Here is an 18,162-nt window from a genome sequence, read left to right as displayed (position 1 = left end):
TTTGCGGGACCGCCTCACATCAGGATAACTTATGACCAGCGTTGACGATACTCAACCCCTTATCACTCACTTAGTAGAACTACGCAATCGCTTATTACGCAGCATCATTTTCGTTGCCGTGATATTTGTCGCGCTCGTTTACTTCTCCAATGAAATTTATAACTTTGTGGCGGCACCGTTAACCGCAAACTTGCCAAACGGCTCCAGTATGATTGCCACCAACATTGCAACGCCGTTTTTCACCCCAATTAAACTGACCGGGGTTGTCGCTATTTTTATTTCAGTGCCATTTTTGCTCTATCAAATCTGGGCTTTTGTGGCACCGGCATTATATCAACACGAAAAACGCCTCATTTATCCGCTACTATTTTCCAGCACGCTGTTGTTTTATCTAGGCGTAGCCTTTGCTTACTATGTTGTCTTTCCATTAGTGTTTAGCTTTTTAACGAAAACAGCACCGGAAGGCGTCTCGATCGCCACGGACATCAGTAGCTACTTAGATTTTGTTCTTACCCTATTCCTAGCTTTCGGCATTTGTTTTGAAGTGCCTGTTGCCATCATTTTGCTGTGCTGGACAGGTGTCACCACGCCGGAAGATTTAAAAGCCAAACGCCCTTACATTATTGTGGGTGCGTTCTTTATCGGTATGCTTTTAACTCCGCCGGATGTGTTCTCACAAACCCTGCTCGCCATTCCGATGTGTTTGTTATTTGAAGTAGGTGTATTCTGCGCGCGTTTTTACCGTCCGCGTGAAGAAAATGAAACTACTCAAGAAGAAAACAACACATCTAATCACTAATTCAATTCGGGAGATAATATGACACAACAAATTTTTACCGGTTTTCCAACCCGCCGTTTACGCCGTATGCGTAAACAGGATTTTAGTCGCCGCTTGATGGCGGAACATAAACTGACTGTTGATGATCTGATTTATCCCGTATTTATTATTGAAGGCGAAAATCATCGTGAAGCTGTGCCTTCCATGCCAAACGTAGAACGTTTAACCATAGACCAACTGTTAATTGAAGCGGGTTTATTGGTGAAATATGGCGTGCCGGTGATTGCGCTGTTTCCTGTGGTAGAACAGGCGAAAAAATCCTTAATGGCGGAAGAAGCCTATAACCCGAACGGCTTGGTGCAACGCGCAGTGAAAGCGCTTAAGGCTGCCTATCCGGAACTTGGCGTGTTAACCGATGTGGCGCTTGACCCTTACACCGTGCACGGACAAGACGGCATTATCGATGAAGAAGGCTACGTACTGAACGACATCACCACCGACGTATTAATCAAACAAGCCCTTTCCCACGCAGAAGCCGGCGCAGATGTGGTCGCGCCAAGCGACATGATGGACGGACGCATCGGCAGAATCCGTAGTGCCTTGGAAGAAAAAGGCTTTATTAACACCCTCATCATGGCTTACTCCGCTAAATATGCCTCCAACTATTACGGCCCGTTCCGTGACGCCGTGGGCTCTTCCGGAAACTTAAAAGGCGGCGATAAAAAGACCTATCAATTAGATCCGGCTAACAGCGATGAAGGCTTGCAAGAAGTGGCATTAGACTTGGAAGAAGGTGCTGATATGGTGATGGTGAAACCGGGTATGCCATATTTAGATTTAGTCTATCGCGTAAAACAACAATTCGGCGTACCAACCTTTGCCTACCAAGTTTCCGGTGAATATGCTATGCACATGGCGGCGATTCAAAACGGCTGGTTAAAAGAAAAAGAATGCATCATGGAATCTTTACTTTGCTTCAAACGTGCCGGCGCTGACGGCATTTTGACTTACTTCGCCAAACAAGTGGCAGAGTGGTTGTATTTGGAAGGAAAGAATAAATAATTTCTTGATAGAAGATCTAAAGAAAAAGCCGAATAATCCTATTCGGCTTTTTTATACAGAAAGTGCGGTGGAAAAAACACATGATTTTGTGACCGCACTTTTATCTTTTATTGCAACAACGAAATATCCGCCACTTGTAAGAACAAACCTTGCAACGTGTTCAAAATGGCTAAACGGTTTTGACGCAATTTCGCGTCTTCCGCATTCACCATCACATTGTCAAAGAAGTTATCTACCGGTTGACGCAAGCCGGCGAGTTTATCCAACACCGCCGTATATTCGCCTTGTGCGATTAACGGCTGAACTTCTTTTGCCAAACTTAACACACTTTGGGCAAGTACTTGTTCTGCCGGTTCAACGCATAACGCCACATCAATTGCGCCAATGTCGCCTTCCGCTTTCGCCAAAATATTCGCCACACGTTTATTGGCGGCCGCCAAAGCTTCCGCAGAATCAAGGGTACGGAAATGTGAAACCGCACGCACGCGCGCATCAAAATCAGCCGGACGAGTTGGACGACGCGCCAATACCGCTTGAATCACGTCCACCGCAATGCCTTCATCTTGATACCATGCACGGAAACGACCGAGCATGAAATCCACCACATCGGCAACCACATTTTGATTCGTGAGTTTATTACCGAAAAGTGCGGCTGATTTTTTCACTAAATCTTCTAAATCCAGTGGTAAGTTTTTCTCTACGATAATACGTAATGCCCCTAATGCTGCGCGACGTAATGCAAATGGGTCTGCGCTGCCTTTAGGCGCTTGTCCGATACCGAAGATACCCGTTAAGGTGTCAAATTTATCGGCTAAAGCGACCGCACTTGCCACCAAAGATTTAGGCAATTCATCACCGGCAAAGCGTGGCATATATTGTTCGTTTAACGCCACTGCGACCTCTTCGTCCTCACCGTCATGACGGGCATAATGCATACCCATTACGCCTTGTGTATCGGTGAATTCGAATACCATGTTGGTCATTAAGTCACATTTTGATAGCAAACCTGCACGTTTTGCTTTCGCTTCGTCTGCACCAATTTGTTTTGCAATTTCGCCTGCCAGTTGCTCAATGCGGTCTGTTTTGTCTTTTAATGTACCCAATTGTTGTTGGAATAACACGGTTTCTAAGCGTGGTAAACGATCAACCAGTTTTTGTTTTAAGTCGGTTTTGAAGAAGAATTCCGCATCGGTTAAACGTGGGCGAACTACTTTTTCGTTCCCTTCGATAATCGCGGTTGGATCTTCAGGGTTGATATTCGATACGAAAATAAAGTGCGGTAATAATTTTCCGTCTTTGTCATAAATTGGGAAATATTTTTGGTCGCCTTTCATCGTGTAAACCAAGGCTTCCGCAGGCACCGCTAAGAAGCGTTCTTCAAATTTAGCCGCTAAAACGTTTGGATATTCCACCAAAGAAGTGACTTCTTCAAGCAAGCTTTCTTCAATATCAGCCACGCCGCCAAGTGCGGTCGCTTTTGCTTGAGATTTTGCAAGAATTTCGGCTTTACGCTCATTGAAATCTGCCACCACAGAACCTTTTTCACGCAATAATTGCGGATATTGGTCTGCATGTTGAATTTCAAATTCTTTTTCACCTAAGAAACGATGTCCGCGAATGGTGCGTGCGCTTGCTACACCTAAAATTTCGCCTTCGATTAACTCATCGCCTAACAACATAGTCACGGTGTGAACCGGACGAATAAACTGCACGGTTTTATCTGCCCAACGCATTGGTTTTGGAATTGGTAATTTCGCCAACGCATTTGCCACAATATCGTTCAGCAAGTTTTTGGTCGGTTGACCTTCAATTTTTGCACGGTGAACAAGCCATTCGCCTTTATCAGTCGCAATGCGTTCTGCTTGCTCAACGGTAATGCCACAACCACGCGCCCAGCCTTCTGCCGCTTTAGTTGGTTTACCTTCCGCATCAAAGGCAGCAGACACTGCAGGCCCTCGTTTTTCGATTTCTTTGCTCGGTTGTTGTGTCGCCAAGTTCAACACTTTCACCGCCAAACGACGCGGCGCCGCAAACCATTCGATCTTGTCGAAGGTTAAGCCCGCTTGGTTTAATTCCGCCTCAACGTTATCCGCAAAAGAGGTTGCTAATGTTTTGAGAGCTTTTGGTGGCAGCTCTTCTGTGCCGATTTCAACTAGGAAGTTTTGGGTTGTCATTTTGTTTCTCTTATTCAAAATTAGCGATAGAAGTTCATATCTCTATATCTATGCTCAATAATTTGGTCTGCTGGTTTTAGCCAGTGAACATTTTGGATTAGACTAGCGCAATCAATTCCTCCATTTTTATCCACCTGTGCAGATAGAATTTCAAATTCATCTTTATTGGAGAAATTTTTTATCTCTGTTAAGCGTTCATCTGTAAAAGCAGCCATAAGAAATCTATCATATGGCATATTAGTGCCAATAGTGCCTGTAGAGCACCATTGTAGAGCAGATCTTCTCCCTTGAAACTCTCTTGTTATCGGTTCTCCCATGATCTGGATAACTTCAGATTCTGTCATCCCAACCCTTAAATACTTTGCATTCTCAAGTGGTTGCTTAGTCCAATTTTCTTGATGCACTGGTTGCTCAATACTTGTCTCATCGTGAGTATCTGGTGTTGCTTCACAACCTGTCACAGAAAATCCAATAAGACCAACAATAAACGTTTTTAACATTACTTTTTTCATAGTAGTAATCCTTAAGGTATTTTAGTTTAGAGATAAATCAATAAATCGTATCAATTTAATTACTTTCTTCATTATCACTTCTGCCAAATCTCCCCTAACCCCTCTTTGCTAAAGAGGGGATTGGCTCTTTGCAGAGTTAAATATCTATGTTTTACTTTAACGTTTTTTGAAAGCAGATAATTTAATCTATATTGAAATTAAAATGTAAATGAGTCAGTTACTATCAATTTACTCAAGAAATCCCCCTCTTTAGCAAAGAGGGGTTAGGGGAGATTTGGCAGAAATTAATCCAACCTCACACTTAATCCGCCCCCACATTCTCCAAAAACAAATAAATCTGCTCTATTACACCTTCAATTTCACGCATGACTTCATCATTGCTAAATCTCATCACCGTAAAACCAAGTGAATTTAATTCTGCATCTCGCAATGCATCTTTTTCCTGATAATCAGGCTCATAGTGCTGACTACCGTCCAATTCGATAATCAGCTTTGCTTTCGCACAATAAAAATCAACGATATAACTTAAAAGTGGCTTTTGTCGATTAAATCGAAATCCTAATAATTGATCTCGATTGATGCGTTGCCATAACTTTCTTTCCGCATCTGTTTGATCCACTCGCAATTTCTGCGAATTCTCTTTTAAGTATCTTTCATAGGGTTGCATGAACGCTATTTCATACCCTTTTCAACACTCTCACTCAACACCTGTTGAAACCGCTCGTAATCACAAAAACCCTTTTCATCTTTTTCACAGCCTTTGAGGGTTAATGCTGTTTGGTTTGGTGGTGTCGTTAAACTTAATGGCGTGATGTTAATCAGCTGGTCGGTGGTTTGATACACATAATCTAACTTAAATTTGAGCTTACCACTTGGTTTGTGCTTCCACACTTCAAATAGCAGCTTGCCACCGATTGGGATATTTTCCAACGAATCATCTAATTCATAAGGCTCAACGCCTAGTGCCGCAAGCAGAGCGACAATATTAGAATCGTGTCCAACCAACAAGCTAATTTTGTTTTCACTATTTAGCTGTTGCTGAATAAATGCCAATAACGGGTATGACGTATTTTGTGCTAACGTTTCGTTGTTTTTAAATAAAGTGCGGTAATATTCGTTTTTAATTTCGTTAATTGCACGCCATTTTTCTTGGCTATCCACGCGGCCGTTTGCGATTTCTGCATCAGGCTTACCCACATAATGGGCGAGCAATAATGCACTGACAATTTTCTTCCCTGTGCTAATAGCGCCGGTAATTTTAACCGATTTGCCGTCTTTAATACTGTATTCACCGACTTTTCCACCTAAATCACATTCGCCTTTTTGCACGCAATTTGGTGAGTTTTTGTAATCGATGATTTCACTTAATAGCGCATAATTCGGCGCTAATTTTTGCTGTAAAGCGGTTAAATCAACGTTATTTTTTGCCGATTCAATCAAGGCTTGACTTGGATTGTGCGCCTGCGTGTTAAAAATTGGATCTTTTTCTGAACCAATTTTACCATGATGTTGCAGTTGAACATTACAGCCCGCAAATGCGCCAGCCACAATGGCTTGCCCTGTTGCAATGGTGCGTTGCACTCCATTGGCATAAGCGAAAATACCTTCGCCCGATGCACAACGTTCAGTTGTTAATAACCCTTTATCTGCAAGCCATTGACCTAAATATTGTCCGAAATAGGTTTCTAACACCGTCCCTTTTGCCGTGAGATGACCGGATGGCACATCCCATTTCGCCCACGTATAGGGGGAATATTTTGCCATTTCCTGTGGATCTTTTTCCACCGGCGAGCGCAATCCATGACGACTAAAAATCAAGACTTTCTCAAGTTCATACTCTGCACTCGGTGTATTTGGGCGATGTTCCTCAGCAAATACACCGCCCGCAAAGGCAGAACCAAGCAAAAGTGCGGTCAGAATTTGAGGTGTTTTTTTCATCTTTTTTACCTTTCTAAATAAGAATAATTCGATAACTGCACAATGCTATCATCTTTTGTGCTTATTTCTGTCGGGTTCGATTGCTTTACCAACGATACCCTACTTTCAAACCAAACTGATGTTGTTTATCCAACTGTTTGCCACGAGATTGGGCAGCATAGGTGCTAACCTGCCAACCGCCTAAATCAGCACTTAAGCCAATTTCTTGCTGCCAATAACGGTCAAAACGTTGCATCAATGGTGCCTGATTTAACTGCACAGTGAGTTTGGAATCGGAAGCATCCACATAATTTACGCTAAGTGATGGACGAAGGGTTACACCTTGCCATAGCATAAACGAATAATCCACCATCACGCCCGCTTGGTAAACATTAAAATTCGCCGCCGGCACATGAATTTCTGATTGCTCATATTGGTAATTTTCGCCGGAAATGTGGTAGCGATGAAGACTCATATTTGGTTTAACAGCAAGTTTGCCTAAATTGATTTGATACCCCACCCCTGCGCCTAAAGCGACAATATGGCGTTGAATATCCGCATCTTGCAATTCACCGCGAATTTCACCCGCACTTGAGCCATAACTCATGTCTGCTGTGATGTTCAAGCCGTTAGCAAAATCATATTTGCCGAAAGCCGATAACATCATCAGACGATTTTTGTTTCGGATATTGTCATCAAAAGTATTCTTTGCTCGGGCATGAGAGAACAATAAACCGACGCGGTAGTTGTCATCAATATGTTGTGTCCCTAACTGGGTTAAATAGCTTTCTTGCTTGTAACCACGGAATTCATCTGCCTCATAACGACGAGAAGCACGAACCGTATTTACCCACACATGTGACTGGCTCTCTCCAACAAGATGTTTATTTAATTCATCGATAATAAGCAAAGCGCCGTTCACACTTGCAGATAACTCGGATAAGGCGCTATTTGAATAACGGCTGATCATCTCTTTTTGCGTTTGCGCATCTGCTTTGCGTTTTTGTTCGGCTTTACGTTTTTCTGCCTCGATTCGTGCAGTTTCCTCTGCTTTACGTTTATTTTCCGCAATTCGAGCTTCTTCCGCTTTACGCTTTTCTTCCGCGATTCGAAGTGCTTCCTCTAGCTTACGTTTCTCTTCAGCGGTTTTTGCCGCTTCTTCTGCCTTGCGTCTCTCCTCAGCAAGTCGTTTTTCTTCTGCTTTACGTTTCTCTTCGGCGATTCGTGCTTCTTCCGCTTTGCGCTTCTCTTCCGCTAAACGAGCCTGTTCTGCCAATTCCAGTTCTTTTTTCGGATTGTATAAACGGTAATCGTGATTATCATTTTTCAGCTCGTAGCGATATGTCCCCGCATCGACTTTGCCATTTACCAAAGAAACCTTAACGTTATCGGTTTGAGCAGCATTTGTAAGAGTCAATAAACTGAGCTGTTGCAAGGTTTGAGGCTCTACGCCGGTATTGCGTACGTTTAACACAAAATCACCTGTTGCCAAGCCATTCACTGTCACGTGTGCGCCTTTATTTTCTTGCAAATGAGTAGGATAACTAAACGTTCCCTTTCCGCTTAAATCACCTAGCACCGTAAGTGTCTTAAATATTTGATCATTCGCTTGAGATGCCATATCCGTACCAAGGGTCACTTGCCCGTTATTGAGGCTTAAATTACCGATTATTGTACTGTTCGGTAACATCCAGTTTGCGTTGTCTGACAAAGAAACCAACGTCTCTTTACTTCCCTGAATTTGATGATCAAAACGAGTATTAACGAAATTTAATTTTGCTAGATCAGAAAGCGTTGCGTTGCCCCTCAAAGTCGCATTTTCAACCGTTGCTGAGGCTTGGTTATTAAGTGAAAGGGCACCGGTTTGGGTGGCTTTATGTGCCAAGTGATATTGACTTTGCCCGTTTAACACCACATTACCCATAACATCTGCAAGTCCTACAACCGATAATTTCGCACTGTCGTTCAGGACAAAATTACCATTGATTTTGCTGCGTTCAATGCTGGCAAAGACTTTATCGGATAAGGTTTGGTTGGCGCATTTCGTCAGCCCCGTCCAGTCAGAACGCGTACAAATGAAATTCGCTTGTTTGTCGGTCACACCTAATGTGGCATTGGCGTTGTTGCTTAATTGCCAATCGCCGTTTATCGCAGAAACGTTTCTAGAAACGACCGCACTTCCACCGTTAATAATGTATTTTTCCGCTTTAAAGGTACGGCTTAGCCAGTCATCGTCAATCACCACTTCCCCTTGCGGGCGACCAATTAATGCCGGTCGGTTTTGATGGTTATAGGCGTGAGGTGTTGGGCGACCACTAAAGACCAAAGTACCGTTTTCTTGCGTAATATTGCCGTTTAAATTAGAGCCACCCGACAATAAAAAGACGCTATCGGCGTGCGTAGGTTGATAAACGACATTTAACCGACCGTTATGAAGAGCGGTATTAGTTTCACCAAACCAACCGTTAAACGCCGTAGCTTTGGATTGATTAATGTTGTTTTCATTATTGATTTGTGCATTACCCAAAATCGTGACAGTGGCTTCCGTGTCTTTGTTGTGGTTGACAATTTGTGCACCTTCATCGGTATTTTGAATGCGATTAAAGGTAAGCGAATGACCGTTAAGATCTAAACGGCCACCACGGAAGCCGAAATAAATATTGTTCGGATTGACTTGGTCGGCACTTTCTAATTTCACCGTTGGGCGACCGCTCACAATACCTAATTGCTTGAAGGCTTGTTTTTTGCCTTGCTCGTCAGCTTGTTGATTTAAAACGACAACACCATCCCCTACACTGATATCACCAAGGTTTTCGCCTTTGCCATTAACCAACAACGTGCCTTGCCCAATTTTAGACAAACGATCGCCTGCCGGATTTTTGACTTTCCATGTGACCGTACTGCCTTCCCCTACGGAAATACCGGCTCCTTTCCACGTTTCATCAGTGGTAGGCTGCACTACAAAATCCCCTTCAAAGGTCAACCCACCGGCTCCCTGATCAATATTATTTTTCAGGGTTATCGTGCCACTTTGCATATTTCCAAAGTAAATGTTCTTACCGTGATGCTGTGCCGGCATATAAGGGTTTGGACCACCATATCCAAAAAATTCATCTCTATCGGAAGACGGCAGGTTGTAATTAGCAAGTGGCGTAGTCGCAACAACACGATTGCCCTTGGTTAGAGTGCCACTGCCATTGCCGCCTGCAATCCAGTCATAAGACGCTGCTGTAGGTTCAAATACTGTGACCAAATCTCTTGCAATGATTTCATCCAAATAATTCTTACGTGCAATTTGGTAGGTATTCTCTTTGCCTTGATAAGGGTGGCCACTACGCAATACGCCATTTAACAGCCATTTCCTCGCAGTTTTATCGTAAATAAACATCGGGGAACCACTGTCACCGCTAGAACCGGAAATCGGTAACGGACCATATTGATTCGGATGACGTACATCACCACTTAAACTAACCTCACCATTGTTCGCCCAACCTTGCATAAAGGTATTGCCTGCAGTGAGATAGTTATACGCCATGGCAATATGATTGCCATTGTCATTATCATCACGCAAAAATTGCCAACCGCTACCAATTCGCACCCGCATTGGATACTTGTCTAAATCGCTATAGGTGCTGCCCTGCATATTTGACACCATTTCTATGGGGGCAGCTTCTGTGACAAATTTGGTTAATCGAGGGGTATGGTAGTCCGTCATGTAAGGGTGAGTGGGATCGTTTTTATAATTATTTCGTTTTACGATGTTATAACTGAATCGATGCTGATCGGGGTTATTGCCTTCCATGCCGAAATCAACATTTCGATAGCCCACGTTATGTGCCACGCTGACGATATATTGATCGCCCACTAGCGCCGCCACACCATTACGACTAACCACCGAGAAATCTATCATCGGTGCATTTTGCATCATGGTGCCGATAGATTCGCCTTTTTTATTCACCACCGCAATATTTTGCGCGCCAGGCGTAAACTTACCTTTATTCTCAGCAAAATCACGAAAATACTGATAATCCACACCGGAATAGACATGTCCGGCAAAAGCCATTGGGCTGACGTTTAATGCCACAAACAGCGCAATAAATTTAGGTTGAGAATATCTCTTTTTCATAAAACGGATTTAATAAAATTGAACGAGGTTTATCAAAATTCACCGAATTTAAGTACGGGGCTAATCTCAAGCAAAAACGGTTTTTAATTGGGTTTGATCCAAAATAACGCGATCATCATCTAACAATAATGCTGGGAAACCGGCATAACCTTGTGCTTTCGCCTCATCAAATGCAGGATGACGATCACGTAAACGCAACCATTGTTTCAAATTAGGGATAGAAGACAATACTTCCACTTCCTCATATTCCACACCAAGGCGTTTTAATTCCGCCACAAACGGTGCAGTATCAGGGCATTGCTCAGCATAATAAAGAATAGGTTTCATCACAGCTCCTTATCCTTTATTTTCCACAGCAAGTGCGGTTGGATTTGGCGTTGGTTCGCCGATTTTGGTTAGGCGGTTACGATCACGATGCTCAAATAGTTCGTCGTAATTTGGGATGATCATTGTGGTAATTTGATCATAAGACCACGTGCCATCCTCATGAATTTTCACCGTAATCTCATAGCTTTCTGTGGTGAAAGATTGTTCAATAAACGGATTCGAGATAATGCCATTCGTTAGAGAGCCACGCACAGCTTTTAGCGTAAATTCTTTCGCATCCGGTGCGGCATGACCGGTGGCAATGAGGCTTTGTCCACGTGGAATACTTAACGACAAAGAAATCGTGCCGGTTGCCGGTTCCCATAACCAATAGCCCACTTGATCGTGAAAGGTTTCCACTTCATCCGGCTGCACAATCCGCGTGTGATAACGTAAGCCGTAATACAGTTGTGGGCCATTCGTTTGTGCATCAATCGGTTGCAATTCATAATGTTCGATATAAGGATCTTTCTCCGGCCCTTCCGCCTTTGGATTGATATCCAAACCGCGCTTGCCCTCCCAAATGCCAGCCATCGGCGCTAAAGGCCCTAAATTTGCCAGCGTGTTTACATCCGGTTCCGCTTCGGTGTAAATATCGTCCGGATATTGAAAATCGGTCATGATGCTCTCCTTATATCGTTGTGTTGAAACATAAAGTGCGGTGACTTTTCGCTTTATTTTTTACAACCCGGGAAACCTAAGGCTTCACGACTTGCATAATAAGCTTCCGCCACACCTTTGGTTAACGCACGAATGCGTAAAATATAGCGTTGGCGTTCAGTAACGGAAATGGCTTTGCGTGCGTCTAACAAGTTAAAGCTGTGTGCCGCTTTTAAAATACGCTCGTAAGCCGGCAATGGCAGCGGACGTTCTAATGCCAATAAACTTTTGGCTTCTTTTTCATATTGATCGAAGCACTGGAATAAGAAATCGGTATCCGCATATTCAAAGTTATAGGTGGATTGTTCCACTTCATTTTGGTGGAATACATCGCCGTAGGTGGTTTTGCCAAGCGGACCATCAGACCAAACTAAGTCATACACGCTGTCCACGCCTTGAATGTACATCGCCAAACGCTCTAAACCGTAGGTCACCTCGCCGGTAACCGGTTTACATTCTAAGCCGCCCACTTGTTGAAAATAGGTAAATTGGGTCACTTCCATGCCGTTTAACCACACTTCCCAGCCCAAGCCCCATGCGCCTAAGGTTGGGTTTTCCCAGTTATCTTCCACGAAACGAATGTCGTTTTTGGTCGGGTCAAAGCCAAGCATTTCAAGAGAACCTAAATACAACTCTTGAATATTGTCCGGAGAGGGTTTAATCACCACTTGGAATTGGTAGTAATGCTGTAAACGGTTCGGGTTTTCGCCATAGCGACCATCGGTCGGACGGCGGGAAGGTTGCACATACGCAAACGCCATCGGCTCAGGGCCTAACGCGCGTAATGCGGTCATCGGGTGAGAGGTACCGGCGCCCACTTCCATATCAAAGGGTTGCACAATGGTGCAGCCTTGGTTCGCCCAGTATTCTTGTAAGGCAAGAATCATGCCTTGGAAAGTTTTTACATTAAATTTTGTCATAATATGTTCTGTCTATTTAGGTGGAGAAAATGTGTGCCATTATACTGAAAACACAAGGCGGGATAAAGGAAAGGCGAAAAAAAGTGCGGTGGAAAAAACATGTCGATTTTTCACCGCACTTTAGGCAGCATCATGTAGTAAATCCTACGGATTAGCTGCCTGCTTTTTTGCCAAAATTCCGTCAAGATTGGTTTCCAACCAATCCACCAACTCAAACATTTTATTGGACGCCTGTGAGCCGAATTCCGTCAAGGTGTAATCCACTTGTGGCGGCACGGTGTTATAGGATTTACGAATTAACATGCCGTCCGCTTCCAGTTCCTGCAAGGTTTTTGTCAACATACGTTCACTCACGCCATCAATGGCTCGGCGAAGTTCACTAAAACGCTTGGTGCCGCAATGCAAACTCACCAACACCAACGCCCCCCAACGACTGGTTAAATGCTGCAAAATTTGCCGGGAAGGACAGGCAGAAGCCAATACATTGCCACGCTCAACACTTTTTTCCATTTTTATTTCCTTAAAAATCAATAGATTAAAAATTATTTTCAAAAAATTTCAAAACTTACGTTTATGTAAGTACTTCTCAAAAGTAAGTTTTGAAATATAATACGTCACATCAAGCGAACAAGCAAATGTTCAAACATCATTTCAACTTAACGAGAAGGAAAACATCATGACAACGAAAACTATCGCAATTACCGGTGCAACAGGTCAATTCGGCGCAATCGCGTTAAATTTATTAAAAGCCAAAAACGCCAACGTCATCGCACTTGTGCGTTCCCCGGAAAAAATTTCCGGCGTAGAAGCTCGCCAATTTGATTATTCAAAAACAGAAGGGCAAGTAGAGGCATTAAAAGGCGTGGATACGTTAATTTTGGTGTCAAGCAATGAAATCGGTCAGCGTTTTGTACAGCACAACAACGTGATTGAAGCGGCAAAAAAAGCAGGCGTGAAACACATTATTTACACCAGCTTACTCGGTGCCACTAATGACAATACGGTAAAATCCCTTGCCGGTGAATACGTTGAAACCGAAGCCGCATTAAAAGCCTCCGGTATCATTTACACCATTTTACGCAATGGCTGGTACACAGAGAACTATACCGCGTCCATCCCAGCAGCGTTGGCAAACAATGCTTTCTACGGTTCAGCAAAAAATGGAAAAATTTCGTCTGTACTTCGTGCAGAACTTGCTGAAGCAGCGGTAAACGTTACATTAAGTGAAGGTCATGAAAACCAAACTTACGAGCTTGCCGGATCAACCAGCTGGACATTAGCTGACCTTGCCGCAGAAATCAGCAAACAAACAGGTAAAGAAATCCCTTACGTGGATATTCCTGCAGCAGACTATACCGCAGCACTTGTGCAAGCAGGATTAGATGAAGGCTTTGCAGGCTTAATTGCACAATGGGATGTGGATGCGTCAAACGGTGCATTATTCTCAGAAGACAAAACCCTTGAGAAATTGCTAGGTCGCCCAACGGCAGGACTGGATGTGGCGGTGAAACAGGCGCTGTAATTGTTCATTTGATCTGTGTCCCTTAGATTAAGCGCTCCTCAAAAATAATTGGCAAGAGAATAAAAAAGAGCGGTCGATATAAAAACACTTTTAAAACCGACCGCTCTTTTTATTTTATTTTTAAACACTCCCCGCCTTTTCTATCACCAAAATCCGTGCTTCGCCTTGCGGGTGGGCAACGTGTTCAGTGCCGATGCCGGCATAAAAAATATCGCCGGTTTCTAGCAACACTCTTTTGGCTTCGCCGCGCTCTTTGTAGTGCATTTCCACCACACCGTCCATCACCGCAAAAACTTCCTCGCCATCATTGATATGCCATTTATAAGGCTCATCCGTCCAATGTAACCGCACGCTGATGCCATTCATTTCAGTGATATCCAAACCGCCCCAAGCGCGGGTGGCGGTAAAATCTGCGCTACGGATAATTTTGTGTGCCATGCTCTCTCCTTAACGTTAGTGGGCTTCGTCCCAATTCTCACCCACGCCAACATCCACAATCAGCGGCACCACAAGTTCGGCGGCAGCTTCCATGTGTTGTTTGATGAGATCGCTAAAAAACGCGATTTTTTCTGACCGCACTTCAAACACCAATTCATCGTGCACCTGCATAATCATGTGAATATCCGGATCATCGCGCGTGATTTCATCCAATTTAATCATGGCGCATTTGATGATGTCGGCGGCGGTACCTTGCATCGGCGCGTTAATCGCAACCCGTTCCGCGCCTTTACGGCGCATGGCGTTGGAAGAATTGATTTCCGGCAAATACAAGCGGCGTCCGAACAAGGTTTCCACATAGCCTTGCGCTTTCGCTTTTTCACGGATGTCGTGCATAAAGGTTTGCACGCCCGGGTAACGTTGGAAATATAAATCCATGTAGCGTTGCGCATCCGCGCGGGAAATCCCAAGCTGACGGGAAAGTCCGAAAGAGGACATGCCATAAATCAGGCCGAAGTTAATGGCCTTAGCGTTGCGACGTTGTTCACTCGTCACCTGTTCCAACGGCAAACCGAAAATCTCCGCCGCGGTGGAGCGATGAATGTCTTTACCTTGCGCAAACGCGTTGATCAAACCCGCGTCGTTGGACAAATGCGCCATAATGCGCAGCTCGATTTGGGAATAGTCGGCGGCGATAATTTTATAGCCATCACGGGCAATAAAGGCTTGACGAATGCGGCGGCCTTCCTCGTTACGAATCGGAATATTCTGCAAATTCGGATCACTGGAAGAAAGCCGCCCTGTTGCCGTCACGGCTTGATGATAAGAGGTGTGCACGCGCCCAGTTTGCGGGTTCACCATTTGCGGCAATTTATCAGTGTAAGTGGATTTCAGTTTGCTCAAACCGCGATGTTCCACCAACACTTTCGGCAATTCGTGGCTGTACGCCAGTTCCTCCAACACGTCTTCATTGGTGGACGGCGCGCCTTTCGGGGTTTTTTGTAACACCGGCAAGCCGAGTTTATCGAACAGAATTTCTTGCAACTGTTTCGTGGACGCCAAATTGAATGGTTGTCCTGCCAGTTCGTGCGCCTGCATTTCAAGTGCGGTCAATCTTTCGGTAATTTCGTTGGACTGCAAGAACAGCGCATCAGAATCAATCAGCACGCCACAACGCTCCATGCGCGACAATACGCCGAGCAACGGCAATTCAATGGATTGATAGAGTTCCACCAAACTGGGTTGCGACTGAAGTTTTCCCCACAACACTTGTTGCAATTTCATGGTCACATCGGCATCTTCCGCCGCGTATTCGCCTGCTTGCTCTAGTGGGATTTGATTGAATGTCAGCTGATTTTTCCCTTTGCCGGCAATGTCTTCAAAGCCGATGGTTTGGTGGCCGAGATAACGTTTCGCTAGGTCGTCCATGTTGTGCCGACCGGTGCTATCCAAGGTGTAAGAAAGCAACATGGTGTCGAATTCAATGCCCCGTAATTCAATGCCGTTGCGGGCAAAAATAGTCATATCAAACTTGAGATTCTGCCCGACTTTACCGATATTCGGGTTCTCTAAAATGGGTTTGAGAGCGGCAAGTGCGGTGCTTTTTTCCAGTGTTTTTGGCGCACCGAGATAATCCAAATGCAACGGCAAATACGCCGCTTCGCCATTTTCTAACGCGAAAGATACGCCGACCAAATTGGCGGACATATAATCCAGCCCATCGGTTTCCGTATCCACCGCAATCAGTTTCTCGGCACTTAATTTTTCCACCCAGCGGGCTAAATCCGCTTCAGTCAGAATGTTTTCATAGCGGCTGCGGTCAATCTTAAATTTAACGGAATTTTCAACCGCACTTTCATCGGTTTTGACCACCGGCGTCGCTTGATAAGGATTAATTTTTACCGATTGCGTCGGTTGCGTTACGGAATTGGTGCCGTTCATCACCTCGCCTAGCCAGCGTTTAAATTCATACCGTCCGAAATATTCGATTAAGGCGTCATTATCGCTATCACCGAGCGCAAGTTCTTGCGGAGAAAATGCCAATGCCACGTCGGTTTTGATGGTTGCCAACGCGTAGGACAAATCTGCCATGTCTTTTTCGGCAAGTAATTTTTCACCAAGTTTCTTCGCACCACGAATCGGCAGTTCGGCGACTTTATCCAGATTGGCATAAATTTGTGCCATGCTGCCGATGCCCTGCAAAAGCCTTAGCGCTGTTTTTTCACCTACGCCCGATACGCCCGGAATGTTGTCGGAGCTATCGCCCATCAATGCCAGATAATCAATAATTAACTCCGGCGGAATGCCGTATTTTTCAATCACTCCCGCGCGATCCAGCAGGCTGTTGTTCATGGTATTAATCAACATAATGTTGTCATCCACCAGCTGTGCCATGTCTTTGTCGCCGGTGCTGATCAGCACTTTTTGCCCATTTTGCGACGCTTGGCGTGCCAACGTGCCGATGACATCGTCCGCTTCGACGCCTTCCACCACCAACAGCGGAATCCCCAACGCGCGGATCATGTCATGCAACGGCTGGATTTGTTTACGCAGATCGTCCGGCATCGGCGGACGGTGAGATTTATATTGCTCAAACATTTCATCGCGGAAAGTTTTCCCTTTGGCATCAAACACCACCGCAATATGACTTGGCTGAACCTGTGAAATCAAGCTTTTCAACATATTCAGCACACCATACATGGCGCCTGTGGGTTCACCGTTGGAGTTGGTAAGCGGAGGGAAAGCGTGAAAGGCGCGGTATAAATAAGAAGAGCCGTCTACGAGGACAAGGGGATTTTCAGCAATTTGGGCCATAATCATCTCATGATGTTGATAAAATGTTGTCGCATTATAGCGAAAATCGGCCAAGGGCGCATGGGGAAATCCCCCTGAAAAAAGGGATTAAAAAACACCGAAAAAACATACCGCACTTTGTCTTACAGGATCCGAGAAATTACCGAAGGATCTTGATCCTTATAGAAAAAATGCCTATACTCGAGCCGCTTTTTAACTCAATCAGACAGAGGGTCTCATGAAAAAATTAACACTTTTAGCACTTAGCGCGGTTGTTCTTGCTTCAACTTCCGCAGTCGCATCTGATTTCACCGGTTTCGGTGTGGGTGTTGGCGTAGGTACAACCAAATACGAAGATGCAAAACGCATCTCAAACGTAGATTTAATTGCGGACTATGGTTTCAACCACGGCCAAAATGTTGTGGGTATCGTTGAAGGCAAACTCAAACCACACAACTCAACATTAGTGGACAACGCTAATTCTAAAGTACAACAAAAAGGCCGTTTAGGTGTGGGCTATTTGCTTGGCTACCGTGCGACACCATCTGTGTTGCCTTATGCAAAAGTAAGTGCTGAAATCGTAAAATTTGATGCAACAGATCACTACGATGGACTAGTAATCAAAACCACCGAAACAAAAGCTGGTTATGGTTTAGGTGCAGGTGTAAAAGCGAATTTAGCACCAAACTTTGAATTAGGTTTGGAATATTTACGTACTAGTCACAAATTTGATGGTGAAAATGTTAAAGGTAATACCTTCAGCACCAATGCATCTTACCGTTTCTAATGTAATGTAACTTAAATTTTATTGCGCCGAAGGAATACCAACGGCGCAATTTTTTTGCCCGAAAAATCCTGTTTAAACTTTTCCACATATTTTCTTATTTGGTGTAA

Annotated in this window: 15 protein-coding genes; 4 read left to right on the top strand and 11 right to left on the bottom strand. The window is 44.4% G+C overall.

From position 1 onward, the window contains the following. The first annotated feature begins 31 nt into the window (after positions 1-31). Together tatC and hemB are read left to right on the top strand one after the other, a co-directional pair. Positions 32-799: a Sec-independent protein translocase subunit TatC gene (tatC, locus tag DQN58_RS02620; RefSeq protein ID WP_005715591.1), complete on the top strand. Its 768-nt coding sequence runs from the start codon at positions 32-34 to the stop codon at positions 797-799. An 18-nt stretch (positions 800-817) separates the two neighbouring features. Further along, positions 818-1,840, top strand: coding sequence for a porphobilinogen synthase (hemB, locus tag DQN58_RS02615; RefSeq protein WP_005715588.1), 1,023 nt, complete (start codon positions 818-820; stop codon positions 1,838-1,840). A gap of 107 nt (positions 1,841-1,947) precedes the next feature. Here hemB and glyS read toward each other — a convergent pair whose 3' ends face one another. The 9 genes from glyS to DQN58_RS02570 form a co-directional block, all read right to left on the bottom strand. Continuing rightward, on the bottom strand, positions 1,948-4,014 hold the full coding sequence (glyS, locus tag DQN58_RS02610; RefSeq protein ID WP_005715585.1) for a glycine--tRNA ligase subunit beta: 2,067 nt from the start codon (positions 4,012-4,014) through the stop codon (positions 1,948-1,950). Between the two features lie 20 nt (positions 4,015-4,034). Continuing rightward, on the bottom strand, positions 4,035-4,526 hold the full coding sequence (locus DQN58_RS02605; protein WP_005715583.1) for a hypothetical protein: 492 nt from the start codon (positions 4,524-4,526) through the stop codon (positions 4,035-4,037). Between the two features lie 301 nt (positions 4,527-4,827). Then, on the bottom strand, positions 4,828-5,193 hold the full coding sequence (locus DQN58_RS02600; protein WP_005715581.1) for an endonuclease domain-containing protein: 366 nt from the start codon (positions 5,191-5,193) through the stop codon (positions 4,828-4,830). Positions 5,194-5,198: 5 nt separating this feature from the next. Then, positions 5,199-6,464, bottom strand: coding sequence for a histidine-type phosphatase (locus tag DQN58_RS02595; protein WP_005715580.1), 1,266 nt, complete (start codon positions 6,462-6,464; stop codon positions 5,199-5,201). Between the two features lie 85 nt (positions 6,465-6,549). Continuing rightward, a complete protein-coding gene (locus DQN58_RS02590; RefSeq protein ID WP_005715578.1) occupies positions 6,550-10,569 on the bottom strand; it encodes a S6 family peptidase in 4,020 nt (1,339 codons plus the stop codon). A 66-nt stretch (positions 10,570-10,635) separates the two neighbouring features. Continuing rightward, positions 10,636-10,896, bottom strand: a complete 261-nt coding sequence (locus DQN58_RS02585) for a hypothetical protein (protein ID WP_005715575.1) — start codon at positions 10,894-10,896, stop codon at positions 10,636-10,638. 9 nt (positions 10,897-10,905) lie between these two features. Further along, a complete protein-coding gene (locus tag DQN58_RS02580) occupies positions 10,906-11,556 on the bottom strand; it encodes an FABP family protein (protein ID WP_005715573.1) in 651 nt (216 codons plus the stop codon). A 53-nt stretch (positions 11,557-11,609) separates the two neighbouring features. Further along, the gene (gene glyQ / locus DQN58_RS02575; protein WP_032997723.1) at positions 11,610-12,518 is read right to left on the bottom strand and encodes a glycine--tRNA ligase subunit alpha; all 909 of its coding nucleotides are present in this window, start codon (positions 12,516-12,518) and stop codon (positions 11,610-11,612) included. A gap of 141 nt (positions 12,519-12,659) precedes the next feature. Then, positions 12,660-13,025 carry a winged helix-turn-helix transcriptional regulator gene (locus tag DQN58_RS02570; protein ID WP_032997722.1) on the bottom strand — a complete coding sequence of 122 codons (366 nt, stop codon included), beginning with the start codon at positions 13,023-13,025 and terminating at the stop codon, positions 12,660-12,662. 166 nt (positions 13,026-13,191) lie between these two features. On the opposite strand from DQN58_RS02570, the gene DQN58_RS02565 reads away from it, so the two are divergent. Next, complete coding sequence (locus tag DQN58_RS02565) at positions 13,192-14,037, top strand: SDR family oxidoreductase (RefSeq protein ID WP_005715567.1); 846 nt, start codon at positions 13,192-13,194, stop codon at positions 14,035-14,037. 120 nt (positions 14,038-14,157) lie between these two features. On the opposite strand, the gene DQN58_RS02560 is transcribed toward DQN58_RS02565, so the two are convergent. Both DQN58_RS02560 and polA read right to left on the bottom strand, forming a co-directional pair. Further along, positions 14,158-14,475, bottom strand: coding sequence for a cupin domain-containing protein (locus tag DQN58_RS02560; RefSeq protein WP_005715565.1), 318 nt, complete (start codon positions 14,473-14,475; stop codon positions 14,158-14,160). Between the two features lie 15 nt (positions 14,476-14,490). Beyond that, on the bottom strand, positions 14,491-17,289 hold the full coding sequence (gene polA, locus DQN58_RS02555; RefSeq protein WP_032997721.1) for a DNA polymerase I: 2,799 nt from the start codon (positions 17,287-17,289) through the stop codon (positions 14,491-14,493). Positions 17,290-17,506: 217 nt separating this feature from the next. Here polA and DQN58_RS02550 point away from each other — a divergent pair, with 217 nt between their 5' ends. Next, a complete protein-coding gene (locus tag DQN58_RS02550; RefSeq protein ID WP_005715561.1) occupies positions 17,507-18,055 on the top strand; it encodes an outer membrane protein in 549 nt (182 codons plus the stop codon). The last annotated feature ends 107 nt before the right edge of the window (positions 18,056-18,162 follow it).

The organism is Aggregatibacter segnis ATCC 33393 (genome assembly GCF_900476035.1).
Classification (GTDB): domain Bacteria; phylum Pseudomonadota; class Gammaproteobacteria; order Enterobacterales; family Pasteurellaceae; genus Aggregatibacter; species Aggregatibacter segnis.
Note: the sequence above shows the minus strand (reverse complement) of the source record. Positions and strands in the feature narration are given on the sequence as shown.